The organism is Pseudomonas sp. MH9.2 (assembly GCF_034353875.1).
Taxonomy (GTDB): domain Bacteria; phylum Pseudomonadota; class Gammaproteobacteria; order Pseudomonadales; family Pseudomonadaceae; genus Aquipseudomonas.
Window position 1 is genome coordinate 459,604 of record NZ_CP133784.1, and the last position, 24,064, is coordinate 483,667.

At 56.0% G+C, this 24,064-nt stretch carries 26 protein-coding genes and 3 pseudogenes; 10 read left to right on the forward strand and 19 right to left on the reverse strand.

Translation table 11 applies throughout. From position 1 onward, the window contains the following. Nucleotides 1–62 precede the first annotated feature (62 nt). The gene (locus RHM55_RS02120; protein WP_322179298.1) at nucleotides 63–1,457 is read right to left on the reverse strand and encodes a PLP-dependent aminotransferase family protein; all 1,395 of its coding nucleotides are present in this window, start codon (nucleotides 1,455–1,457) and stop codon (nucleotides 63–65) included. 288 nt (nucleotides 1,458–1,745) lie between these two features. On the opposite strand from RHM55_RS02120, the gene ehuB reads away from it, so the two are divergent. The 5 genes and pseudogenes from ehuB to RHM55_RS02145 form a co-directional block, all read left to right on the forward strand. Further along, a complete protein-coding gene (gene ehuB / locus RHM55_RS02125; RefSeq protein ID WP_322179299.1) occupies nucleotides 1,746–2,606 on the forward strand; it encodes an ectoine/hydroxyectoine ABC transporter substrate-binding protein EhuB in 861 nt (286 codons plus the stop codon). 82 nt (nucleotides 2,607–2,688) lie between these two features. Further along, on the forward strand, nucleotides 2,689–3,348 hold the full coding sequence (gene ehuC, locus RHM55_RS02130) for an ectoine/hydroxyectoine ABC transporter permease subunit EhuC (RefSeq protein WP_322179300.1): 660 nt from the start codon (nucleotides 2,689–2,691) through the stop codon (nucleotides 3,346–3,348). Beyond that, a complete protein-coding gene (gene ehuD, locus RHM55_RS02135; RefSeq protein ID WP_322179301.1) occupies nucleotides 3,345–4,001 on the forward strand; it encodes an ectoine/hydroxyectoine ABC transporter permease subunit EhuD in 657 nt (218 codons plus the stop codon). The genes ehuC and ehuD overlap by 4 nt, the downstream gene beginning before the upstream one ends. 77 nt (nucleotides 4,002–4,078) lie before the next feature. Continuing rightward, on the forward strand, nucleotides 4,079–4,873 hold the full coding sequence (ehuA, locus tag RHM55_RS02140; RefSeq protein ID WP_322182687.1) for an ectoine/hydroxyectoine ABC transporter ATP-binding protein EhuA: 795 nt from the start codon (nucleotides 4,079–4,081) through the stop codon (nucleotides 4,871–4,873). Between the two features lie 407 nt (nucleotides 4,874–5,280). Continuing rightward, a pseudogene (locus tag RHM55_RS02145) lies at nucleotides 5,281–5,688 on the forward strand (transposase); the annotation flags it as partial. 32 nt (nucleotides 5,689–5,720) lie between these two features. Here RHM55_RS02145 and RHM55_RS02150 read toward each other — a convergent pair. After that, nucleotides 5,721–5,948, reverse strand: a pseudogene (locus RHM55_RS02150) (transposase); the annotation flags it as partial. A gap of 83 nt (nucleotides 5,949–6,031) precedes the next feature. Continuing rightward, nucleotides 6,032–6,634 (reverse strand): annotated as a pseudogene (locus RHM55_RS02155) (OprD family outer membrane porin); the annotation flags it as partial. A 624-nt stretch (nucleotides 6,635–7,258) separates the two neighbouring features. On the opposite strand from RHM55_RS02155, the gene RHM55_RS02160 reads away from it, so the two are divergent. Next, nucleotides 7,259–8,602, forward strand: coding sequence for an OprD family outer membrane porin (locus RHM55_RS02160; protein ID WP_322179302.1), 1,344 nt, complete (start codon nucleotides 7,259–7,261; stop codon nucleotides 8,600–8,602). 271 nt (nucleotides 8,603–8,873) lie between these two features. Here the strand turns inward: RHM55_RS02160 and RHM55_RS02165 are convergent, their stop codons facing one another. The 3 genes from RHM55_RS02165 to RHM55_RS02175 form a co-directional block, all read right to left on the reverse strand. After that, nucleotides 8,874–9,038 carry a hypothetical protein gene (locus RHM55_RS02165; protein ID WP_322183154.1) on the reverse strand — a complete coding sequence of 55 codons (165 nt, stop codon included), beginning with the start codon at nucleotides 9,036–9,038 and terminating at the stop codon, nucleotides 8,874–8,876. A 182-nt stretch (nucleotides 9,039–9,220) separates the two neighbouring features. Next, complete coding sequence (locus tag RHM55_RS02170; RefSeq protein ID WP_322179303.1) at nucleotides 9,221–10,186, reverse strand: methyl-accepting chemotaxis protein; 966 nt, start codon at nucleotides 10,184–10,186, stop codon at nucleotides 9,221–9,223. A 231-nt stretch (nucleotides 10,187–10,417) separates the two neighbouring features. Continuing rightward, a complete protein-coding gene (locus RHM55_RS02175) occupies nucleotides 10,418–11,419 on the reverse strand; it encodes an AraC family transcriptional regulator (RefSeq protein ID WP_322179304.1) in 1,002 nt (333 codons plus the stop codon). A gap of 184 nt (nucleotides 11,420–11,603) precedes the next feature. Between RHM55_RS02175 and RHM55_RS02180 the strand changes: the two genes are divergently transcribed. The 3 genes from RHM55_RS02180 to RHM55_RS02190 are packed head-to-tail and all read left to right on the forward strand — an operon-like array spanning nucleotide 11,604 to nucleotide 14,263. Then, complete coding sequence (locus RHM55_RS02180; RefSeq protein ID WP_322179305.1) at nucleotides 11,604–12,785, forward strand: acetyl-CoA C-acyltransferase family protein; 1,182 nt, start codon at nucleotides 11,604–11,606, stop codon at nucleotides 12,783–12,785. 10 nt (nucleotides 12,786–12,795) lie between these two features. After that, the gene (locus tag RHM55_RS02185; protein WP_322179306.1) at nucleotides 12,796–13,647 is read left to right on the forward strand and encodes a 3-hydroxybutyryl-CoA dehydrogenase; all 852 of its coding nucleotides are present in this window, start codon (nucleotides 12,796–12,798) and stop codon (nucleotides 13,645–13,647) included. Then, a complete protein-coding gene (locus RHM55_RS02190) occupies nucleotides 13,634–14,263 on the forward strand; it encodes a TetR/AcrR family transcriptional regulator (protein WP_322179307.1) in 630 nt (209 codons plus the stop codon). The genes RHM55_RS02185 and RHM55_RS02190 overlap by 14 nt, the downstream gene beginning before the upstream one ends. Here the strand turns inward: RHM55_RS02190 and RHM55_RS25780 are convergent. Further along, nucleotides 14,149–14,400: a helix-turn-helix domain-containing protein gene (locus tag RHM55_RS25780; RefSeq protein ID WP_369124881.1), complete on the reverse strand. Its 252-nt coding sequence runs from the start codon at nucleotides 14,398–14,400 to the stop codon at nucleotides 14,149–14,151. The two genes, RHM55_RS02190 and RHM55_RS25780, sit on opposite strands and share 115 nt — an antisense overlap. Before the next feature lie 535 nt (nucleotides 14,401–14,935). On the opposite strand from RHM55_RS25780, the gene RHM55_RS25785 reads away from it, so the two are divergent. Then, nucleotides 14,936–15,088, forward strand: a complete 153-nt coding sequence (locus tag RHM55_RS25785; protein WP_416151998.1) for a DUF2061 domain-containing protein — start codon at nucleotides 14,936–14,938, stop codon at nucleotides 15,086–15,088. A gap of 130 nt (nucleotides 15,089–15,218) precedes the next feature. Here the strand turns inward: RHM55_RS25785 and RHM55_RS02195 are convergent, their stop codons facing one another. The 12 genes from RHM55_RS02195 to RHM55_RS02250 form a co-directional block, all read right to left on the reverse strand. Then, the gene (locus RHM55_RS02195; RefSeq protein WP_322179308.1) at nucleotides 15,219–15,377 is read right to left on the reverse strand and encodes a hypothetical protein; all 159 of its coding nucleotides are present in this window, start codon (nucleotides 15,375–15,377) and stop codon (nucleotides 15,219–15,221) included. A gap of 35 nt (nucleotides 15,378–15,412) precedes the next feature. Beyond that, nucleotides 15,413–15,709 carry a 2Fe-2S iron-sulfur cluster-binding protein gene (locus RHM55_RS02200; RefSeq protein ID WP_322179309.1) on the reverse strand — a complete coding sequence of 99 codons (297 nt, stop codon included), beginning with the start codon at nucleotides 15,707–15,709 and terminating at the stop codon, nucleotides 15,413–15,415. A gap of 92 nt (nucleotides 15,710–15,801) precedes the next feature. Further along, a complete protein-coding gene (locus tag RHM55_RS02205) occupies nucleotides 15,802–16,230 on the reverse strand; it encodes a tautomerase family protein (protein ID WP_322179310.1) in 429 nt (142 codons plus the stop codon). Between the two features lie 58 nt (nucleotides 16,231–16,288). Further along, nucleotides 16,289–17,044: an SDR family oxidoreductase gene (locus RHM55_RS02210; protein WP_322179311.1), complete on the reverse strand. Its 756-nt coding sequence runs from the start codon at nucleotides 17,042–17,044 to the stop codon at nucleotides 16,289–16,291. A gap of 58 nt (nucleotides 17,045–17,102) precedes the next feature. Next, nucleotides 17,103–18,158 carry a 4-hydroxy-2-oxovalerate aldolase gene (gene dmpG / locus RHM55_RS02215; protein ID WP_322179312.1) on the reverse strand — a complete coding sequence of 352 codons (1,056 nt, stop codon included), beginning with the start codon at nucleotides 18,156–18,158 and terminating at the stop codon, nucleotides 17,103–17,105. Beyond that, entirely contained in the window at nucleotides 18,158–19,072 is a 915-nt protein-coding gene (locus RHM55_RS02220) for an acetaldehyde dehydrogenase (acetylating) (RefSeq protein ID WP_322179313.1), read from the reverse strand. Before RHM55_RS02220 ends, dmpG begins: the two co-directional genes overlap by 1 nt. Beyond that, nucleotides 19,069–19,281: a tautomerase family protein gene (locus RHM55_RS02225; protein WP_322179314.1), complete on the reverse strand. Its 213-nt coding sequence runs from the start codon at nucleotides 19,279–19,281 to the stop codon at nucleotides 19,069–19,071. The genes RHM55_RS02220 and RHM55_RS02225 overlap by 4 nt, the downstream gene beginning before the upstream one ends. 24 nt (nucleotides 19,282–19,305) lie before the next feature. After that, nucleotides 19,306–20,109 carry a 2-oxo-3-hexenedioate decarboxylase gene (gene dmpH, locus RHM55_RS02230; RefSeq protein ID WP_322179315.1) on the reverse strand — a complete coding sequence of 268 codons (804 nt, stop codon included), beginning with the start codon at nucleotides 20,107–20,109 and terminating at the stop codon, nucleotides 19,306–19,308. After that, nucleotides 20,106–20,903: a 2-oxopent-4-enoate hydratase gene (dmpE, locus tag RHM55_RS02235; RefSeq protein ID WP_322179316.1), complete on the reverse strand. Its 798-nt coding sequence runs from the start codon at nucleotides 20,901–20,903 to the stop codon at nucleotides 20,106–20,108. Before dmpE ends, dmpH begins: the two co-directional genes overlap by 4 nt. Before the next feature lie 7 nt (nucleotides 20,904–20,910). Then, nucleotides 20,911–22,371, reverse strand: a complete 1,461-nt coding sequence (locus RHM55_RS02240; protein WP_322182689.1) for a 2-hydroxymuconic semialdehyde dehydrogenase — start codon at nucleotides 22,369–22,371, stop codon at nucleotides 20,911–20,913. 214 nt (nucleotides 22,372–22,585) lie between these two features. Next, nucleotides 22,586–23,647, reverse strand: a complete 1,062-nt coding sequence (locus RHM55_RS02245; protein ID WP_322179317.1) for a phenol 2-monooxygenase domain-containing protein — start codon at nucleotides 23,645–23,647, stop codon at nucleotides 22,586–22,588. A gap of 15 nt (nucleotides 23,648–23,662) precedes the next feature. Next, on the reverse strand, nucleotides 23,663–24,019 hold the full coding sequence (locus RHM55_RS02250) for a phenol hydroxylase subunit P4 (RefSeq protein WP_322179318.1): 357 nt from the start codon (nucleotides 24,017–24,019) through the stop codon (nucleotides 23,663–23,665). Nucleotides 24,020–24,064: the final 45 nt, after the last annotated feature.

Sequence of the window (24,064 nt, forward strand, 5' to 3'; positions counted from 1 at the left end):
GAATGTACTAGGGCAATTTACCCGAGAATCTTTTTTTGCCCTGTGCACCGCCGCGCACGAGTTCAGAAATCATGAATCTGCGGATACTGACCGAATATTTCACGCATGCCGATTAAGGCGTCGCGCATCTCTTCATCGCTGCACTCGGCACCGACACACACCCGAACGGCCCGTGGTCGTGGGATCCCGCGTACGATGAACGGGTCGGGCGAGGTAACGGCGATATGCTTGTGGCGCAGCGCCCGGACGAGGCTGTCGAGCTCCCAGTGGTGCGGAATGCTGATCCAGGCATTGAGCGCGTTGGGGTGCTGACCGAGCACATACTCCCCCAGGTGTTCACTGACCATTGCCTGCCGCGTATTGAGCAATTTGCGCTGCAGCCGTACCAGGGTGTCGGCGCGCCCGTCGCAGATCCAGCGCGCAGCGATTTCCGCCACCATCGGCGTCGCCATCCAGCTGTTGACCCGCAAGATACTTTCGGTGCGCAACGCCAGGCGTTTGGGCACCACCAGATAACCGATGCGCAACCCGGTCAGCACCGACTTGGTCATGCTGGTGCAATAGAACGACAGCTCAGGCAAGTAGTGACTGATGGGCGGCGGCCGTTGTTCATCCAGCAGCGGGCCATAGACGTCATCTTCGATGATGTGCACGCCGAACTTTCGGGCAATGTCGGCAATCTCGCGGCGACGCGCATCCGGCATCAAGGTGGTGGTCGGGTTATTCAGATTCGGTGTGCAGACCAGTGCGGTGATGCGCTCATTGCTGCACATGTCCTCGAAATGCTCGGGATTGATACCATACCGATCCATTTCCAGGCCTTTGAGGGTAAAACCCAGGACCTGTGAGTTACCGATCACGCCATGGTCAGTCACGCCTTCACAGAGCACCACATCGTCAGGCCCAGCCAACGATGCCAGGGCCAGGAATATTCCATGGGCTGCACCGTTGGTGATCAACAGGGAGTCACGCTCGACTTTCAGGCCTTGACGGCCAATCCAGTACACAGCGGCCTCGCGATGGGATTCGAAACCGGCAATCGGCCGACAGGCATGAATCCAGGGCTGTTCTTCTTCGGTGCTGAGTTCGGCACAGGTATCACGCCAGAAACGGCCATGCTCGGGAGTGATGATGATCCGCGCAATGGACAGGTCTACCAGCGCCCGCTCTGGGCTGTCGAGGATATAGTTGGCCACCCGGTCGCTCATGCGCCGCGAAACGAAACTGCCGCGCCCGACCTCGCAGCGCACCAGTCCCTGGCGCTCCAACTCCTTATAGGTGTTAGTCACCGTCTGCACACTGATGCCCATCGCGACGGCCACTTGTCGTTGCGGCGGCAGGCGTTGTTCATTGGCCAACACGCCTTGTTCAATGTCGCCGGCAATTGCCTTAACCAGGATTTTGTATTTGGACTCGCCGCTGCGGGCGAGATCCAGCGCTGCTTTCCACTTGTTCATCATCGCCCGAACCCGTTTGCGCCCTTGGGTTTACAGCATCCCGCGAGAAACTGAACAAAGCAATTGTCCTAGTGCAATGCAATGATGCACTGAGCTTTTGTATCCTCGGTCCATGGTCAAATCCGACTGTTTCGGCAACCCTAACAAAAGTACATCGACCTGTACTGAGCGGCTTCACCGCGCAATTGATCCAAAAAAGACGACCTCAGTACGCTTTGCTCTTGCAACACTGCCTCCTAACACAGAGCCGTCCTGCGACGGGTCCACAAGAAACAGGAGATTTTATCGATGAGCAATTTCTCTCTAAACGCTTCACCCCCTCTGCGGCAGCTGTTTGTGGCTTGTGCGGTGTTCGGCCTGGTGGCAAGCGCCCAAGCGGCAACCACCCTCGAGACCGTCAAACAGAACAGCAGCGTCCGCATTGGCTATGCCAATGAAACCCCCTTCGCCTATACCGAAACCAATGGCAACGTCACCGGCGAGTCGCCGGAGATCGCAAAAATCATCTTTGAAAAGATGGGAATCAAAAAGGTTGATGGTGTGCTGACCGAATGGGGCTCATTGATTCCTGGCCTGCGCGCAGGTCGCTTCGATGTCATCGCCGCGGGCATGTACATCACCCCCGAACGTTGCAAACAAGTGATCTTCACCGATCCGCAGTACCAACTGCCGGATGCGCTGTTGGTGGTCAAGGGCAACCCGAAGAACCTGCACAGCTATGAAGACATCGCCAAGAACCCGGACGTGAAAGTCGCGATCATGTCCGGTACGGTAAACATCAAGTACGCCCGGGAATCCGGGGTAAAGGACTCGCAAGTTCTGCAGGTGCCCGATACCACCGCGCAGCTGCAAGCCGTGCGTAACGGGCGTGCCGATACTGCGGTTGGCACCCAACTGACCATGAAAGGTTTGGCCAGCAAGGGCGGAGACAAAGTCGAAGCGATGACTGAGTTCAAAGACGACCCTGCGCACATCGGTTATGGCGCCCTGGCCTTCCGCCCGGAAGACAAGGATTTGCGCGATGCGGTCAACGGCGAGTTGCATAAGTGGCTGGGGTCCGAAGAGCATTTGAAAGCCGTCGCTCCCTTCGGTTTTGACAAATCCAACGTGACGACTAAAACGGCTGCCGAGCTTTGCGCTCAGCCCTGATCGAACAGGTATGAGTCGAGACGGGCATGGCGCTTTGGTGTCGTGCCTATTCCCCACACAATCCGGACCTTCAGGTTGAATCATGGGTGAATTACTACCGCTTTTAATACAAGGCGCCTGGGTAACTCTTCAGGTGACGTTCTTCGGCTCGCTGCTGGCCATCGCCGCAGCGATCCCGGCAGCAGTAGGCCGTATGTCGAAATTTTTACCGGTGAAATGGTTTTCCATCGCCTACATCGAACTGTTTCGTGGCACCTCGCTGCTCGTGCAGTTGTTCTGGCTGTTCTTTGTGTTGCCGTTGCCGCCCTTCAACATCGAAATGAGTCCCTACACCGTGGCCATTGTCGGCTTGGGCCTGCACATCGGTGCCTATGGTGCGGAAGTGATGCGAGGTGCCATCAGTTCGGTGGCCAAGGGGCAATACGAAGCCTCTACCGCGTTGAACTTCAGCGGCTTCAAGCGCTTTCGCCGCATCATTCTGCCGCAGGCGTTGCTGGCGGCGATTCCACCAGGTACTAACTTGCTGATCGAGCTGCTGAAAAACACCTCGCTAGTGTCGTTGATTACCTTGTCCGACCTGAGCTTTCGCGCCCGCCAGCTTGATCAGGCGACGTTCGAGACCTTACAAATCTTCAGTCTGGCGCTAGTGATGTATTTCATCATGGCACAGGCCATCAACTTCGGCATGCGCCGTATAGAGCGCCACCTGAGTCGCGGTCGTATGCGTGGAGGCCTGTCATGAATTTCTTCGACTGGAACTACGCCTGGCAGATCCTTCCGGACTTGTTGCGTGCTTCGCTCAATACCCTGGGCATCACCCTGATCGGCTTTCTGATCGCCATCGTCCTGGGGTTATTTCTTGCCATCGGCCGCCGTAGCCGCAGAATGTGGTTATCCTGGCCCGCCACCGCTGTGATCGAGTTCATCCGCAGCACGCCGCTGCTGATTCAGGTGTACTTCCTGTATTACGTACTCCCCAATTATGGGGTGAGCATGACCGCGATGCAGGTCGGCATCTTCGGTATCGGACTGCACTATGCTTGCTACATCGCCGAGGTCTACCGCGGCGGGCTGGATGCCGTGCCGCGCGCACAGTGGGAGGCCGTAACCGCCTTGAACATGGCGCCGTACGCGGCCTATCGCAACATCATTCTTCCCCAGGCACTGCGGCCGATTCTGCCGCCGCTGGGCAACTACCTGATCGCGATGCTCAAAGACACACCTGTGCTGTCGGCAATCACCGTGGTCGAAATCATGCAGCAAGCGAAAAACATCGGGTCCGAGAGTTTTCGTTACCTGGAGCCGATTACCATGGTCGGTCTGTTCTTCCTGGCTTTGAGCATTGTTCTGGCCTACCTGGTACGGCGCCTCGAAGTGCGCCTGGAGCTACGCTAATGACTACTACATCTCATGCAGCCTTCGCCCAACCCGGCAGCCTGCCGCCGCTGGCGCAATCCCATGAGGCCACCGCCATGCCTCTGCAGAATCTGGATAAGCCGATTGTCAGCTTCAAGGATGTGATCAAGCGCTACGGCAGCTTCACGGTGCTGGACAAACTCAATCTCGACGTTAAATGCGGTGAAAAGGTCGCGATCATCGGCCCCAGCGGCTCGGGTAAATCCACCTTGCTACGGGTATTGATGACCCTGGAAGGCATCGACGAAGGGCTGATCCAGGTCGACGATGAGTCCTTGACTCACATGACCAATCGCAACGGCGTCTTGGTACCGGCCAACGATCGGCATGTCCGTCGCGTACGCGGCAAGATAGGCATGGTGTTCCAGAGCTTCAACCTGTTCCCACACATGACCGCGCTACAGAACGTGATTGAGGCACCGGTGCAAGTGCTGGGTATGAAGTCCGCCGAAGCCCGAGAACGCGCTGCCGAGCTGCTGGAGCTGGTGGGACTGAAGGATAAATTCGGTCACTACCCTTCCCAACTCTCGGGCGGCCAGCAACAACGCGTGGCCATCGCCCGCGCCCTGGCCATGCGCCCAAAAGTCATGCTGTTCGACGAAGTCACCTCTGCGCTAGACCCGGAGTTGTGCGGCGAAGTGCTCAACGTGATCCGCAAGCTCGGCACCGAACACAACCTGACCATGCTCATGGTCACCCACCAAATGGGCTTCGCCCGGGAGTTCGCCGACCGCGTGTGCTTCTTCTACAAAGGCCAGATCCACGAACAAGGCACCCCGGCGCAAATTTTCGAAAACCCACAGCAAGAACGCACGTGCGCGTTTCTGAGTGCGGTCAAAGAGGCAAATTAGAAAAAGTACGTCGGAGAATTCATGCACATAAAAAGCCCGGAACAGCGAAGAGTTCACGCTATTCCAGGCTTTTTTCGATTAAGTCAGTCATCAAAAAATACCTGTCATACCAGTATGATTACCCAAAAACCCACCGGTGTGTACAAACGGTCATCGAACTGAATAAAAATATTAAGCTGTGAACTTTCCGAGGCTCGGGCAAAATCTCGAGCAACGAGCTAATACTCAATTACCTGCTTCTTGATGGGCTACTTTCTTATCGTTCATGATTGGAGACTCGCAGCGCGTGTGACACACGTCAGTGAAGTATTTTAAATCGATTACGATGAAGACTTAGGGATGGTCTGAAGAAGACTTCCAAATCTGGTGAAATACGCCTGTCCCACGAACTGAACGGTTGAGCCTTGATGAAGCAAATGTCTTTCGCTGATGCCGAGTACGCTGGCAAACGTAAGCAGACCCGCTACGAGCGTTTCCTGATTGAGATGGATCAGGTCGTGCCCTGGAAAGGCCTGATTGCGTTGATCAAACCGCATTATCCGAAGGGTGAAGGCAGTTGTCCGGCGTATCCGTTGATGGCCATACTGCGGGTTCCTCTGATGCAAAACTGGTCCGGCTACAGCGACCCGGCGATGTAAGAGTCCCTCTGCGAAACCACAATTATGCGCCAGTTTGCCGGACTGCATTTGGATCGGATTCCGGATGGAACCACAATCCCAAACTTCCGCCGGCTGTTGGAAAAACATGAGCTGGCCGGTGGAATTTTGCAGGTCATCAACGGCTATTTGGACGACCGAGGGGCAGTCTTGCGTCGGCATGTGGGTAAAATTGGGTTTCAGCGTCAACACTCGGAGCGGATACCGTAGCAGTAGCCCACGATCAGCAGGCGAATCATCAGCTCATGATCAATCGAAGGACGCCCAATCGGGCTGTAAAAATCGGCGAGGTAATGGCGCAGGTCGCTCAGATCGGGCCATCGATCAATGCTACGCAGGAGGTGATTTGCTGGGATGTGATCTTCAATGTTGAACGAGTAAAACAGCCGTTCCTGTCCACTCGACAATTGGCCCATCATGCTGCGAATCCTCCCGCCGGCCGATGTCCATATTTTGCCGCAGGCCAGGCAGGAGATCTACTTTTCAACAGAATCGATCCGAAGAAGTTGTAGGTGTAGTTGAAGAACAGACGGGTCTGATCCAGGTCAGCAGTCCCAGTGTTCCCAGCGTGGTAGGTGCCGTGGCGCAGGGTAGTGCCGAAGCCTTTCAATGGGCCGGTTTGCACCACATAGTCGACGCGCGTGTCGATTTCCGACTCGTGCTGATCGGGCCCATGGCCGTCGGCCGCTTTGATACCGTCGCCCCGCAGGTAGCTGATTGACGCCTTCAGGCCGGAAACGCCAAGACTGGCAAAGTTATAGCTGTACTGGCCGAAGTTGGTGTTCTCACCCGCTCGGGCGAAACTTCCGACGGTAGCGTCGTTGAAAAGGTAAAAACTATAACCGCCTTCGCCTTCGTTTCTACCGTACTTGTTAACCACGCTGGCGTCGTTGTTCCAGACGAAACCACCGTTGTCAGAGACCTGAGTTCGGCCCAGCATCAGCGATTGGTTACCCAAGGAGTAGGTGAACATCGAGCTCCAGGTGTTGTTGTCCACCTTGCCGGTGTTCTTCGCGTAACCACCGTTGTTGTTGAACGCGTAGCCAACCTCACCGTTGCGTCCGTCCGAGGTGCTGTTGAAATAGCGCAGATCGGTCTTGAACGAAATTACTGACCGCAAAACCGAGCACATGCCCAAGAGTCACCGCGAACACGCCGAATGGACACCGCAACGGCTAATCGGCAGGCTATCGATACATCGGCGCCTTAACGAAATGAATTACCCCGCATTTAGGAAACAGTGTTTATCACAAACCGGCCTACTCACTGTTTCAACACTGCCTTAGAATCCGCCGGCTTCACAGAAGCTATTCCAAGACCTGCTTTCGACAGCACCCAGGGAAACGCTGAAAAATTCTCCTTTCTGGAAAGCCATCGAGTTGAAAGCCGCGTATTTCTGGGTCTAATTTTTTTGCCAAAGCTTTTTCAGGCCATTCCTAGCGGAAAACCAGTCCATACAAGACGGCTGCAATTAGTTATACCGGGGTTAGAAATTAGCGTAAAAGTCGCGTTGATCGCAATGGTACTTGCCAGTCTATGATGCTGCCATTGCCAAGAGCGATCAGACCACGCAGGTAGACATTATTTCTATTCGGGCACTTATCTACCTGGTCACACCGTTTAACCACCGGATGAAAAATAACACCGCGCCAGTCCATTACTTACTGACAGATAGCACTGGCGCGTCACGCTTGTTAATAATTCATAATAAATACACTTTGGGGCAACTATGCACAGCAAATCACTGTCGGCCACGTTGGCGCTGACGAGCCTAACCGTGGGTCTTGGATTAACCTCCACCGCGCGGGCAGACTTTATCGAAGACAGTAAGTTATCACTGGGCATGCGTAACTTCTTTTTCAACGCGGATAACCACTCCGGTGGTGCAGATCAAAAAGAATGGGCGCAGGGGTTTAAGCTCGATTATATCTCGGGGTTTACCGAAGGCACTGTCGGTTTTGGCGTAGACCTTGAAGGCATGCTCGGGCTGCACCTCGACGGCGGCAAAGGCATGCACCCGGCGATCAATACCTTTACTCCGAGCAAAAGCGACGGTTCGGCGGAATCCACTTGGGCCAGTGCTGGTGCTACGGTCAAGGCACGCTTCTCCAAGTCTGAAATTCGCTATGGCAACACACTGACCCCAAATCTGCCCATCCTGGTGGCCAACGATGGGCGCCTGCAGCTGCAGACCTTCGAGGGCGGCATGATCACCTCCAAGGAAATCGATAACCTGACGCTGACGGGTGGCCAGATCGAAAGCGTCAAAGGCCGCGCCTCGACCAACAGCACCGGCTTGTCGGTGTCCGGCGCCACGCACGGCAGCAATAAATTCCGCTTTGCCGGTGGCGACTGGAAGGTCAACAAAGACCTAACCTTGCAGTACTACTACGCCAACCTGGAGAACTTCTACTCGCAGAACTTCTTGGGACTGGTGCATGTGCTACCGATCACCAACGACTCTTCGTTCAAGACCGATCTGCGCTATTTCAACAGCACCTCGGACGGACGCAACGGTGAGGTTGGCTACGCGTTCAACAACAACGGTGGTTACGCGAAGAACACCGGCAAGGTGGACAACAACACCTGGAGCTCGATGTTCACCTACTCCTTGGGTAACCAATCGCTGATGCTGGGCCGAACTCAGGTCTCTGACAACGGTGGTTTCGTCTGGAACAACGACGCCAGCGTGGTTAACAAGTACGGTAGAAACGAAGGCGAAGGCGGTTATAGTTTTTACCTTTTCAACGACGCTACCGTCGGAAGTTTCGCCCGAGCGGGTGAGAACACCAACTTCGGCCAGTACAGCTATAACTTTGCCAGTCTTGGCGTTTCCGGCCTGAAGGCGTCAATCAGCTACCTGCGGGGCGACGGTATCAAAGCGGCCGACGGCCATGGGCCCGATCAGCACGAGTCGGAAATCGACACGCGCGTCGACTATGTGGTGCAAACCGGCCCATTGAAAGGCTTCGGCACTACCCTGCGCCACGGCACCTACCACGCTGGGAACACTGGGACTGCTGACCTGGATCAGACCCGTCTGTTCTTCAACTACACCTACAATTTCTTCTGATCGATCGCGGCAGAGGTGGCAGCTACCTGAGCTAATGGTTGCCACCCAAGGATTACTTAGCGTTGATCACTAGCAAAAAAAACAGGATTATCGACATCAAAGTCTTTCAACCTTAAGTATTCAACCAGGTAGATGTCAGCAGGAATCCTGCCAGAGACCAGCCGCCACCCTCCTCGCTCTTTCGATATAAATACTCAGTGAAGCTGAGTATTTATATCCGTCATTGGCAAGAACTAAATTTCGATTTTACGCCCAGTTTACCGGCAGCCAATTAAGCCGAGGTACTGACCATCGAACCCGTGGTGGTGCTGCCTTCATCCTGCAATGCCTGCAACAACGCCGCCGTGGCGGTCTGCAACGACCCTGAGGTGGTCGCGGTTTTACTCGAAGGCGTCGAAAGGGTCTGGTTGATCGAAACAGAGGTGATGCTAACCATGAGACTTATCTTGTTTGGGTTTAGGTTAAATCCATCATCGACATCGTTTAGATGGACTTGAGATCGACTGTGTACTTGTTTGGTAAACAAACGGGTACACAGTCCTTTGCCCTACGCGCTCAGACGCGTCGTCACTTCATTCAAGTGCCCCGAACCGTGTGTCTTCAGGGAGCAGCACGGTTTCATGCGACTATCCGTTTCGCCTCCAATGACAATTCATGCAGGCTGGCCAATCGCTGCATGATGCGCTCGACCACTACTACCCGCGCTATTGCACCATTTTGAAGTTCACCCATTGAGTGCAACGCGACCTCGGCCTTTTCCAGGCCCAACCGCGTCGACCCCGCCAAGTGCTCGATACCCTGGCGCGCATTCTCGGCAGACTGTTCCAGGCCCGTGGCGATGTGTCGGATCTGCGCACTGGAATCGGCGGCCTGGCGAGACAGATTGCGCACCTCGTCTGCTACCACGGCGAAACCTCGACCATGACTACCCGCCCGTGCGGCCTCGATGGCCGCATTTAATGCCAGCAAATTGGTCTGTCGGGCAATGTCCTGAATGCTCCCGACAATGGCGCCAATTCGTACCGACTGACTGCTCAGCTCGTTGAACACCTGATCGAGACCCTGCATATAGAGATTCAGATCGCCGAGCACACTCGCCGATGACTGCATGCTTTGCGCACTCGACTTCACCCGTTCGCCAGCAGTCCGCGCCAACTGATCGGCGAAGCGCATGTCCTCCTCGGTTTGCAGTACTGCTTGGGTCAACTGCTCCAGGGTGGCCTGAACGTGTGCCCCCGGCCACACAGGGTTGGGTATCTGGGCCTGCGTTTGCACAACGGCCACCGGAGCACTGAGTACCGGAACCTCCAACTCGCGCTTTGGCGGTTCCTGTCGCACAACCGCAAGTTGCCGATGATAGAGCGCGGATGCGAGCAGCAACGCGAGGTTGATTCCGCCGGCCAGCAGCAGGCGCTCATTATCACCCCAGGCCAACACCACTGCGCCCACGCCTGCAACCATCAACAGCAAACCGGCCCATATTTTACGTGCCCTATGAGCAGCCATGCTGATCACAGCGGCGTTCAGGTGTAACTGAAGATCAGCAGGTTTTTCGATAACCTCATGTACGTCGATATTGCGCATGGCATCCGTCTCTCGTTGTTGTTTTTAGAACGGCGGACGAGAAGTCCATCGCTTTTGTTGAGGCCATGCGAGGCTATGGAGGCGAAACAAAACGCAATATCCGACCTGTGCAGATATCTATCCGTTTTGTGCAGAGGTGGCGTCATGGCGCCCAAGGAGCGCGGAAACTGACCCGGCGCAAGGGTCAGGCAAACGTTTTCAGCAGAAGGTTGACGTAATGGCTTTTAGACCTCACCGGCGACGACGAAAGGCTCCAGGGCTCTCCCCGGTCCATTGCTTGAACGCTCGATGGAACGCGCTGGGTTCCCGGAACCCCGCCTCCTGAGCGATTTCGGCGATGCTCATGGACGTCGTACGCAATCGTTCGAAGGCAATGGATCGACGCATTTCATCCTTGATCTGTTGGTAGGTAAACCCTTCACGCTCTAACGCACGCCGCAGGCTGCTGAGGTTAATCGCAAACTCTGCGGCAAGCTGTTCGAGCGTCGGCCAGTGATCGTAGCCGCAGGATTTCAAGCGTTGATGAATTCGGGCGCTGTATCCCTCTCTGTTACGAAAACGGATAAACACCGACTGCGGAGCGTTACGTAAAAAGGTGTACAGCGATTGTCGATCCTGAATGACCGGAAGCTTCAAGCATTCAGGATCCAGTTCGATTTCCGTGATATTCGCGTCAAACTCCACGTAAGCACCCCACAGCAAGTGCTCATCACCGTGTCCAGGCAACGAATGTTCGAATTGCACGCGACTGATGGGCATGCGCCTGCCTGCCAGCCAGCACATCAACCCAACGATCAGAACCATGAAGGTCTCAATCACGATGGCCCGCAAATGTTCATCCTTGCTGGTACAACGCATGACCACCACCCTGCGTTTACCGCGGGCCTGTACTTCGCATTCAATGTCACGCAGGAACAGTTTGAAGTAGTCCAGCGACTGCTTTAGCGCCTTCTCTACTGTAGGAACCTGGATCAATCCTCGGCAGATCAGGGCGAAACTGCCCAAGGGCATGCCATGGGAGTCCAAACCAAAAAACTCGTCGTCAAGCTCCTTCACCACGGCCAGCCAAAGCGCGGCGAAGTTTGTCGCGGCTACCCGTTCAGGCAGTTCATCCAGCGAGCGCTCCGCGAACCCTGCCTGCTCTAAAAGACGAGCGGTTTCCACTGACCGGCCACTAAATTGATAGAGCAGCGCCTTGGCGAAGTAGGAAGAAACGGAGTGTTTTTCGTTCATGGATACTGGGTTGCCTATGGCAAAAAATAGCAGTTTTGCTGAGCGGTTTTGGCATAGGCCCGGCGCCTGCTCGCCCCTTAGACTGTCCACCTGATTAGCAGTATCCCAGATGTCGGCTGCGGCGCCATTACCTGATTTCGGTAAGACCGCTTGAAAACCCGTCATCCCTACAAGGAATAACTCCATGAACACTCCTGATATTTACGTTGTCGGTGCCGCACGCACTGCAATCGGCACCTTTGGCGGATCGCTCAAAGATGTGCCGATGGCCGATCTGGCAACCACGGCCGTCAAGGCTGCCTTGCAACGCAGTGGTGTCGATCCGGCGCACGTCGAACATGTCGTGATGGGCAATGTCATTCCGACCGAGCCCCAGGATGCCTACATCTCCAGAGTCGCGGCGATGAACGCCGGCATCCCGAAGGAAACGCCCGCCTACAACGTCAACCGCCTGTGCGGTTCCGGTTTGCAAGCGATCATCTCGGCTGCACAAACCTTGCTGCTGGGCGACGCTGAAATCGCCATTGGCGCAGGAGTCGAGGCCATGAGCCGTGGCCTGTACATTCTGCCCGCCGCTCGATGGGGCGCTCGCATGGGCAACACCCAGGCCATTGACTACATGCTCGGCATTCTGCACGACCCCTTCCAGGGTTTTCACATGGGCATCACCGCCGAGAATATTGCCGAACGCCATGGCATCAGCCGCGAGATGCAGGATGCCCTGGCCATGGAGGACCAGACTCGGGCGTTTCGTGCCATCGAGGAGGGTCGCTTTATCGAGCAAATCGCTGCCGTTGAAATTCGAAGCCGCAAAGGCACCCAACTGTTCAATATCGACGAGCACCCTCGTGCTACCTCTCTGGAGCAACTGGCGCAAATGAAGCCGGCCTTTAAGAAGGATGGCTCGGTCACTGCTGGCAATGCATCCGGTCTGAATGACGGTGCCGCCGCGTTGGTGATGGCCACCGGTGCCGCAGTCAAAGCCAATAACCTGCGTCCCCTCGCCCGCCTGGTCGCTTATGCCCATGCGGGTGTCGAGCCAGAATTGATGGGCCTCGGTCCGATCCCCGCCACGCGTCTTGCGCTCAAGCGTGCGGGTCTGACTGTGGCTGATCTGGACGTTATCGAAGCCAATATCGCGTTCGCCGCGCAGGCGTGCGCTGTGACTCAGGAATTGAATCTGGATCCGGCCAAGGTCAACCCGAACGGTTCGGGCATTGCCCTTGGCCATCCGGTCGGGGCTACCGGCGCGATCATTGCGACCAAAGCTATCCACGAACTGCACCGCATCGGCGGGCGCTATGCGCTGGTGACCATGTGCATTGGTGGCGGCCAAGGCATCGCCGCCATTTTCGAACGCGTTTGAGGGGTTGTAAGTGAGTATTCAAAAACTAGCAGTCATTGGCGCAGGCACCATGGGCAACGGGATTGCCCAAGTGTGTGCACTTGCCGGAATAGACGTGACATTGATTGATATTTCCGATGAGGCGCTCGCAAAAGGTCTGTCGGCGCTGACTACGAATCTCGATCGCCAGCTGCGCAAAGAAACGATTACAGCAGCGGAGATGCAAGGTGCTCTCAACCGGATCTCTCTCAGCACCGACTACGTGGCGTTGAATGGAGCCGAGTTGGTCATTGAAGCGGCAACCGAGAATCTGGAGCTCAAAAAACGCATTCTCAAACGAATCGATGACACCGTGAGTGATGACTGCGTCATCGCAACTAACACGTCATCGCTGTCGATTACCGAATTGGCGGCAGTGGTCAAACACCCGGCTCGCTTCATTGGTCTGCACTTCTTCAACCCTGTACCGATGATGGCATTGCTGGAGGTCATCCGCGGTTTGCAAACGTCGGACATCACCCACGCCTTGGCGCTGAAACTCGCCGAACAGATTGGCAAGAGTGCAGTCACGGCTCGCAACAGCCCGGGCTTCGTGGTCAATCGCATTCTGTGTCCGATGATCAACGAAGCGATCTTCGTTTTGCAGGAAGGCCTGGCCAACGCCAAGGACATCGATACCGGCATGCAATTGGGCTGCAATCACCCTATCGGCCCGCTTGCGCTGGCTGATCTGATCGGCCTGGATACCATGCTGGCGATCATGGAGAGTTTCCATGATGGCTTCAATGACCCGAAATATCGTCCAGCGCAACTGCTCAAGGAAATGGTCGCGGCAGGTTATCTGGGCCGCAAAAGCGGGCGCGGTTTCCATGTCTATACCTGAGCGCTGTTCACGCTTCGCTCAGAGCCGTGACAAGGCACTGGATCTGTTCGCCAGAAAGGGATTCGGCCAGGTTGGCATGCGCGAGCTGGCAACCTATCTCGGGCTCACACCTGGCTCGCTTTACCATCATTATCCAAGCAAACAGCATTTGCTCCTCGACTTGATCGAGGAGCTTTACGAAGAACTGCTGACCACTGTACGTCTGATAGAGCAAAGCCCTGATGACGGGGTGAACACCTTGCAAGTCATTATCCGGGCACACCTGAATCTGTACCGGGAAATGCCGTTGCACTTTCGCCTGGCTGAACGCGACAGTTGTTGTCTGAACGAAGAACAACAACTGCGTGTCAGCCATTTACGCGAACAATATGAGCGCCAACTGCTCGTGGCACTGGGGTATAGAACACTGTTGACCCCGCATCGGCTTCAGGCCGCCGGGCACGCCATTGCCTCATTGCTCAGCAGCGCACCCTCCTGGTTGGTACAGCGCACCCTTGACGATCAGGACCGCGACGAACTGATGGAAGACTTGATGATGGGGGCGATTTGCTCGGTGCTCAGGTCACCGGCCTCCAGCAACGCGCGCGCCGTGTCGATGCGCAAGTTCTGCAAATAGGTTAGCGGCGACTGCTCAAGCACCCTATTGACGCGGCGTATCAAGGTTCGCTCGCTAACTGCCAACCTCTGTGCCAGATCTGTCATACGTACCTGTTCCGCCAGGTGATCCTGAAGCCACTTCTGTGCGCATTGCATGGCGATGGCCTTTCCCGCAAATTTGTTGAGCACGTGAACAGCTTGCAATAGAAACGTGGCATGTGCGCTTATCGCATACCAGACACTCCGACTCAGTCACCATCGGACGCATTTGCAGATTGACCTGCGGAAATCTCTCGCGGAAATGCCCCTCCAGCCACCAAGTGGTTGTCGCCATTTTGTTATCGAGCAACCCCGTACCAGCGAGCAGTTGGACAAGTTGCTGAAAGCGGATCTTGTGACCTTCAACTTCCCACGGCACTAAAAATGGCGGCATAAAAATACGGCTGAAGCGACAACCACCTTGCAAAACGCCGGGGGTGGGAGGGACACTGAATTAAATTTATGTCTGCCTCTCGAGCAGCGAGGCAGACATACCCGCAACCGCTTGTAGCTGACGCATGTGTGCTAAGTTGAAACTGTTTCTACTCAAAATCTCAACATGGCAGGGCTCACCATGCCTCGAAGCGTCCTTCTACGTAGGTCAATGGTAAAAGCAGTCACCTATCGCGTAATAATTATGTGCCTGGACTTCATGACAATTTTTATATTTACGGGGACGCTGCGGGTGGCTATCGGTTTCATGGTCGTCAGTAATTTATACACCACGTTTGCTTATATTTTTCATGAGCGTCTGTGGGCAAAAATCACCTGGGGAATTGAAGAGCATCAAGATCATACCGGCTAAACAACTCGTGCCGATGCCTTCTGAGGCGCTGTTTAGATCAAAAGCTAGTGTCCTGCGTGGTTAATTCGTTTATCTATTTTAATTATTCGAATACCTGTTTCTGGCAGGCTTAAATTAACGAACTACCCACTCAGGACACTAGCTTCAAGGTGCGCAGCAACAGACGTGCGAAGAAAAATTCTGCAGTGGCCAGTTTCCCGCCATAGAAAGCTTCGTCTTCGCTCAGTTTGGCGAGATCAAATGGCTGACTGACGTAATACGAAAAGGCGCGACCACCTTTTCCACTCAAGGAATGGTGATCTTTCGCCAAGCCACCGCCATGCGTTAAAACTGTTTTTTCATCTTTCCGACAACGTGCACACACAAGTCGCTCTGAGGCATTACACGGCAAGCCAACACCGTGCCGGCCGCCAGTTCTTCTACGCTGACATGTGCGCGACTCATGGTCTTTACCTCAAAGGCACCCTTGAGGATCTGAACCTTACAGATACCGCATCCACCGCCACGGCATCCCAATGGAATGCCACGACGGCCAAGACGAGCCATACCATGCAGAACCGACTCACGCTCATCACAGGCGTAATGCTCTCCGGTGTCTTCGATCAATACTTGATATTCCATGGCCCGTTCTCACGCAGTGGAAGTGACTATCGGCAAAAGTCCAAGAGCCTCTAAAGCCGCAGTGGCACACACCTCGTCTTGTTCTTCAGTACTCATCCGAGAACTTCAAGCTTTGCAGCCCGTGCACAGATTTCCTGTTCGCGTAAGACATCTGCGCCAATGCCGCCAATCGACCAGTCCTGTGGTTCAACCCGGATGCACCTGCCCCGCACAACGTTCCGATCAACTGCTAATATTTCGACCAGCAAGGAAGTAAATCCGGTCATTAGCTTCTGACGTTCGTCCAATGGGCGTCCTTCGAGCACGATGAACTCGAAGTACGGCGCATGCAGTCGATGGGTACTGACACAGTGCCCGGCAACAGCAAACTCATCTGCTGCATGCAAGGTGATTATCGCCCGCACCCGGTCCATCGGTGACAGCAAAACCTTGCTGTAAAGATGTGAGGCATCCTGGAGCAAACGCACTTTTTGCTCAGCCGAACAAGACCCTTCAACGAGATGAAAATTTACTACCGGCATTTTTGAGGCCTCATGCATATTCTTATATTTATTGTTTAATCACACGACCCAACGCACATCAGGGCAAGCCGCGACGTCGTCCAGAATCCAGCATCAACGTGGATCCGGTCATCGCGTCAGCCTCGGGGGCTAGCAACAAACTAACGGCCCAGGCCACTTGCTCCGGCGTCGTGAAGGCACCGATGGAGGATTCAAGACGCATCTCCTGCAGAACGGTTTCAGTGCTGACACCACGCTGCCTTCCCCGGTCGGCTGCCACTTTGTGCAAACGCTCCGTATCCGCAGGTCCCGGCGCAATAAGATGCGCCGTCACACCTCGCGAGCCATAAGCCAGACTGAGCTGACGTATCGCGTTCGCCAAGGCTGCGTTTGCTACTCCCGCTGAGGCCGCGTATGCCGTGGGTTCAAAACCGTAGTGTCCACCGATAGCGACGAGACGAGATCCTTTGACGAGACTCGCATCCACAGCACGGGTCAGGCGCAACAGACCGCCGACTTTAATATTGACCGCATCTGTCAGCGCAGACGTAGGGGCGTCAAGAACGCCGCCTACGACCGCCACGCCGGGGCCATGGACAATCATCCGCACCGGCCGATCCAGTACGTTTCGGATATGCGCAATGGACTCGTCGGCAGAAATGTCGGCAACACAAGGGATGACCCCAGGATGAATCCGGCTTAGCTCATCAATAGCCGCCGAGCTGCGGGCCACTGCGACGACGTCCAATCCGTTGGCGCACAGTCGCGCAACGATCTGTTTACCAAAGGCACCAGTTGCCCCCACCACCACCGCTAATTCATTACGTGAGTTCATCGTCCACCCGCCGTTAAGTTTCGGGTTCGGAGCATGCACCACATGCCCCGAAGCTTATTCAGGTGGGAAGAACTACTCCACGGTCCCTGGCCATGGTCATTGCCGTGTCGAAGATCATGTCCTCTTGGCCACCGATCATTTTCTTGCGGCCCAACTCGACCAGAATGTCGCGGGCCGGGACGCCAAATTGCAGGCTTGCACGCTTGGCATGCAGGAGGAATGTCGAGTAGACGCCTGCATAGCCGAGAGTCAGTGACTCGCGGTCAACCCGCACGATGTGCTCCATCATGGGTACGATGATGTCTTCTGCTACGTCCATCAGCTTGAACAGGTCCGTGCCGGTTTCGATGCCCATGCGTTCGCACACTGCGGCAAACACTTCCAGCGGCGTGTTGCCGGCACCGGCGCCCAAGCCAGCCACGGAACCATCAATGCGGCTAGCGCCCGCTTCGATGGCGGCGATGGAGTTGGCCACGCCCATGCCCAGGTTGTGATGGCCGTGGAAACCGATCTCGGTCTCTGGATTGAGTACCTCACGCAGGGCACCAATACGTGCTTTTACATCGTCAGGCAGCATGTAGCCTGCAGAGTCGGTGACATACACCGTCTGCGCGCCGTAGGACTCCATCAGCTTGCCCTGTCTGGCGATACCTGCAGCATCATTGAGGTGCGCCATCATCAAAAAGCCGGAGGTGTCCATCCCCAACTTGCGGGCATAGGCGATGTGCTGGGGCGAGGTGTCTGCCTCGGTGCAGTGGGTGGCCACATGCACGCTCCGCGCACCGCAGTCGAACGCCGAGTGCAGCTCCTTCATGGTGCCGAGCCCTGGAATGAGCAGGACCGATACTTTGGCCTGTTTCATCTTGGGTGCCACTGCGCTGATGTACTCCTCATTCGTATGAGGGGCAAAACCATGCTGCAGCGAATTGCCGCCCAAACCACCGCCATGGGTGACCTGAATGTAAGGCACGCCAGCGTCATCCAGCGCGGTAGCGACCTTGACCATCTGCTCGACACTGATCTGTTCACGCTTGGCATGCATGCCGTCGCGCAGGCACATGTCGTGCAGGATTACCTTGCGGCCCTTGAGGCTGGAACGGGGGGACTGACTCATTACGCGACCTCCGAAGCTTTAAGCTGAATCTTGCCGGCGAGCATTTCCTCGGCAAACATCTCTGCAGTGCGGGTAGCGGCTGCCGTCATGATGTCCAGATTGCCGGCATAGGTCGGCAGGTAGTCGCCGAGGCCTGCCACTTCCAGGAACACGGAGACTTTCTTGCCTTCAAAAACAGGCCCGTTGACCAGGCGGTAGCCCGGCACGTACTTCTGCACCTCGACGATCATTTGCAGAATCGACTCAGTGATTCGGGCTCTATCCGGCTCGTCATCCGTCAGGCAGTAGATGGTGTTGCGCATCATCATCGGTGGGTCGGCCGGGTTGATAATGGCCAACGCCTTGCCCTTGCGAGCGCCACCGACTTTCACAATGGCGCTTGAGGTGGTGTTGGTAAATTCATCCAGGTTGGCACGGGTGCCCGGGCCAATCGACTTGGACGCCAGGCTGGCGACGATCTCGGCATACTCGACGCTCTGAATACGCGAGACGGCATTGACGATTGGGATAGTGGCCTGGCCAGCGCAGGAGATCATGTTGACGTTCATCTCCAGCTTCTCCGCGTGCTCTCGCAGGTTCACCGGTGGCACGCACAGCGGGCCGATAGCCGCTGGGGTAAGGTCAATCATCAGCACACCGAGAGCGTTTAGCTTGCGGCTGTTTTCGGCATGTACATAGGCGCTGGTAGCGTCAAAGGCGATCTGAATGCCATCTTCAAGCACGTGCGGCAGAAGACCGTCCACGCCTTCATGGGTGGTTTTCAAACCCATGGCACGAGCGCGCACCAAACCCTCGGATTCGGGATCGATACCGACCATCCAGACGGGCTCAAGCACTGGGCTGCGCAAGATTTTGTAGATCAGGTCAGTGCCGATGTTGCCTGAGCCTATGAGTGCACACTTGATCTTCTTCATTGAGATTGTTCCTTATTCTTCGCAGCGCGCTGTGCCATGTTCATACCGGCCACGTAAAACTCGTCGCTACCGTGCTCGGTAATGAGGATGCGCACTGTTTCCGGAGCACACTCCAGACTGTTGCAAACCGCCGTGGTGACTGCGGCTGCAACGCGGCTTTTCTGCTCTGCGGTGCGGCCTTCGACCATGTGCATTTCGATAATTGGCATGCTTGATTCTCTTCGTTTTTGTCGTTATTCAACGAAACGCATCGACACGGTACCCAGCTCCTGAAAGCGAGCCACAATGCTGTCGCCTGGTTTCACCGCAAGGGCCTCGGTGATGCCACCACTCATCACGAAGCTGCCGGCCGGCAGTATCTCGCCCATCTCCGCCAGGATATTCACCAGCATGGCGATTGCTTCGGCCGGATGGCCCATGACTGCCGCAGAAGCACCCATAGCGACGATCTCGCCATTTTTCTCCATCACTACGCCAAGGGTCTTGAGGTCCAGATCATCGACATAACGTGCCCGTCCACCCCCGACAAAGCGCGCGGAAGAACCGTTGTCGGCGATCACACTGGCCAGGTCGAACTTGAATCCGGAAAATCGCGAATCAATGATTTCGACCGCAGGGAGGACATAGTCGGTCGCCGCCAAAACGTCCTGGGCGGTGCAACCAGGCCCCTGCAAGTCACTCTTCATAACAAAAGCCACTTCGCATTCAACCCGTGGATGCACCAGGTCTGAAGTGGAGATGGCCGAACTCTCGGGGCGGGCCATGCGATCGGTCAAAAAGCCGATCGAGGGCACGTTGACACCCATCTGCTGCATCTTGGCTTTTGACGTCAGCCCGGCTTTCCAGCCGACCAGCTTGTGGCCTTTTTCGATGAAGCGACGACGAAGCTCGCTCTGCACGGCATAACCATCGGCGATGGTCATGTTCGGGTATTCGTCGGTCAGCTTGGGAATGGCGTAGGCGCGGGTCTGCGCACCTTCAACCCGCTCGCACAGGCGAACGATGTCCTCACGCAACAGTGTCAGATTGCTGCTCATACTGCGCTCCTCCCGGAAAACTTGACGCGACAGCTACCAAGGCCGCCGACGGTACACACCAACTCATCCCCATCTGTCACCGGTACCAACGAAGACTGGGAACCCGAGAGAATCACCTCGCCTGCCTTGAATGGAATGCCCAATGCACCCAGGGTATTGGCCAGCCAGGCCACAGCATTCGCTGGTGAACCTTGCACCGCAGCACCGACGCCGGTAGAGAACAACTCGCCGTTCTTCTCCAGCACCATGCCTGCCAGGGTGATATCGAGCTTGCGCGGATCGCCCTTGGTTTTACCCAGGACGAATACGCCGCAAGAGGCATTGTCCGCAACGGTGTCCTGGATCTTGATCTGCCAGTCGGTAATGCGTGAATCGACGATCTCGAAACAAGGCACCACGTAGTCAGTCGCACGGATCACGTCCATCGCGGTGATGCCTGGCCCCTTGAGGTCATGCTTCAACACAAAGGCCAACTCGGCTTCGGCTTTCGGCTGAATCAACTGGCCGAGGTCAATGGTGTCGCCCTCTTGAAAAACCATGGCCGAAGTGAGCATGCCGAAGTCCGGCTGATAGACGCCGAGAAAGTCCTGTACAGGCTTGCTGGTCGCACCGATTTTCTTGCCGACGATGGTTTCACCCGCTGCCAGCCGCCGAGCGACGAAACGCTCCTGGATACGGTAAGCATCCTCAATGGTGATCTCCGGCTCACGGGTGAGCAGTGGCGCAACGGCGCGACGGGAGACGAAAGCTTGGTAAAGCTCATCGCCGTAATGCTCGATCTTTTGCTTGTCCATAAGGGCCTCAGAGTTTCACGCAGATATTTCGGGTTTCGGTGTAGAACTCCAGCGAATGCACGCCGCCTTCACGACCGATGCCCGACTGTTTGGAGCCGCCAAACGGGGTGCGCAAATCGCGCAGGAACCAGCTGTTGATCCAGGTGATGCCAACGTCGATACGCGCCGCCATGCGGTGGGCACGAGATAAATTAGAGGTCCAGATGGTGGTCGACAGGCCGTAATCGGTCGCGTTGGCTTTCTGCACGACTTCGTCCTCGCTGTCGAACGGCGAAATGTGGCAGCACGGCCCGAAAATTTCTTCCTGCACAACGGAAGCTGTTTCAGGCAGGCCGGTCCAGATAGTGGGTTGCACCCAGGCACCTTCGGCCAGATCCGCCGGCATATCAGGCACACCGCCGCCGGTCACCAGAGTGGCGCCCTCCTCCACAGCCTTACGGTAGTAAGACAGCACTTTCTGCTTGTGCTCCTGGCTGATCAGCGGGCCGTAGTTGGCATGATGATCATCGGGACGACCATATTTGACCGCCTCCGCCTTGACCTTAAGGGCCTGGACAAAACGCTCGAAAATCGGCCGCTCGACATACACCCGCTCGGTGCCCAGGCAGACTTGGCCCGAGTTGAGGAATACCGAGCGTGAGAAGCTCTCAACCGCCGCATCAAAGTCGGCATCGGCAAACACGATGCCGGCATTCTTGCCACCCAGTTCGAACGACACATCGCGCATGCCTTCGGAAGCGGCTTTCATGATGGCCGTGCCAGTGCGGGTCTCGCCGGTAAAGGTGATGGCATCGACGTGCGGGTGTTGGGTGACGAACTCGCCAGCGGAGTTGGGCCCGAATCCGTTCACTACGTTGTAGACACCCTTGGGGATACCCACTGCGCTCATCACTTCACCCAGCAGTGCCGCCGTTTGTGGCGACTCTTCGGACGGCTTGACCACCACGGTATTACCGCAGGCCAGCGCCGGACCTACTTTCCAGGTCATCAGCATGAACGGGGCATTCCACGGACAGACCACCCCGATCACCCCCTTGGGGCGGCGAATCGAGTAATTGAAGGCGCCGCGACCATCAGGCGTATCCATCTGGAAGGATTCGCTGGCGACGTTCTTGATCACGTCGGCGAACACTTTGAAGTTGGCCGCCCCGCGCGGGATGAACACGTGCTTCATGACGTGCTCAGGCTGACCGGTGTCGGACATCTCGGCCTCAACGAAGTCGTCGAAGCGGCGGGTGATTTCGTTAGCGACACCGTAGAGCAACTCAATGCGTTGATCCGTGGTAAGACCACCCCACTCGCCCTGTAGCGCATTACGTGCAGCGCTGACGGCGGCATCTACCTCGCCGCGTCCGGCTTCACTGATCGAGCAAATAACACTGTTATCGACCGGTGAACGCTTGTCGAAACGTTTGCCACTGGCAGCGCCGACGAACTCACCGGCGATGAAATTTTCAATCTGGCGTATGGAAGCTCCGGGGTGTTGTTCTGTATGACTACCCGCTGCACCTTCCCCAGGTCAGCGGGTATTAGTCCCTGAAACGAGTCTAGAAAAGCCAGGCAATACCGGCTAATACTTTGTTTTACCAATTCTGATACCTACAGGGTATTGACACTGAGGTAACAAAATCAGCCCACACAAGCTCCCTTGACTAACCTGTTGGGGGCGCTAGTCGGCGCGATCAGATAGCCTTGAACAAGGGACTGCGGACCTGCTGAGCATCCGCCGCCGATATAAACTTCTCGGTATAGATGTCGCGCTCAAACAGGCGTCCCTGCATCAGCGTACTGATGCAGGAGTCAATCATTAAAGGCGGGCCACACAGGTAAGCCTTGTGCCCCCTGAAGTCGTTATTGAAGTGCGCCTTGGCCGCGTCATGGACGAAGCCACGGGAGCCTTCCCAGCCAGAGTCCTCCGGCTCATGGGAGAGCGCAGGCACGTAGTTGAAGTTCGCGTATTGCTGAGCCATGGCGAGGAAATCGTCGTGGTAATACAGCTCGCTACGATGGCGTTGGCCATAAATGAGGGTGATCGGCAGTTCAAAACCTTCCGCCAGCGGATCCAGAATCATTGAGCGCGGGCTGGAAAGCCCGGAACCGCCGCCCATGAAAATTACCGGCATATGCGCCGATTTCTTCACAAAGAAGCGACCGTAGGGGCCGGTAATGCTCATGCGCTCGCCGACCTTCACCTGCTCGTGAACATAACCCGTACCACGACCGCCTGGCACGATACGAATATTCAGCTCAATTTCACCGCCATCCGTAGGTGCACTGGCAATCGAAAATGCCCGGCTGCCGATACCGTCAGGCAACTGCAGATTGATGTATTGACCGGCCTGGAAGTGCATTCCAGCCGGATCGTCGAGCTTGATCCACACGCCCTTGATGGTAGGCGTGAGGGTTTCGATGCGGCTGACCGTACCGGCGAAGTCGCGGACCGGCAGATTCTCGGCATCCGGGTCTTCATCGATTTCCGCCTCAATCACCAGGTCGCTCTCAGCGGTAGCGCAGCAGGCCAGGCACTTCTTCTCTTCGCGCTCAAAATCCATCAGGGCAAAGCTGGAGGCCTCGCCGTGTTCAATCTCGCCATCCACCACCTGAATCTTGCAAGTCGCACACAAGCCGTGGCAGCAGGCGTGTGGCAGGTAGATGCCGGCCCGCAGAGCCGCATCGAGAATGGTCTGACCTTCTTCGATCTCGATGGTCTGACCCAGTGGTTCAATCGTCAGTTCGTAACTCATAGCCCGTCCCCCTTCTCAGCTAACTGCGCAAATAGTGTTTAGGCCCGGCGTACTGAAACGCAGCTGATCTTTGTGGCCGATAGCATTGTCGGCCAGGCTGAGATTGAAGTCGGGCACCCAAGGCCGGTTGCCCTTGAGCCACTCGACAGTGCGCCAGTTAATCGCTGCGGTATCCGGGTCCGCTTGCAGCAGCGGCTCGAGAGCGACCTGAATCAACTCGGCGAAAGTAGTCTGCGGCGGCAGACAAAGCAGGAACGGGGCAGCAAAAAGCAGATGGTGATCCCAGCTGACGTACACCAGCTGTTTGCCGTTGAAATTCTCAACGCGATCACGGGCAACGCCTACGTACTCTTTAAGGGCGACTACAGGCATTTTGTTCTCCTTATTATTGTGTTGGGCGTGGCCGCTTCAACTAAC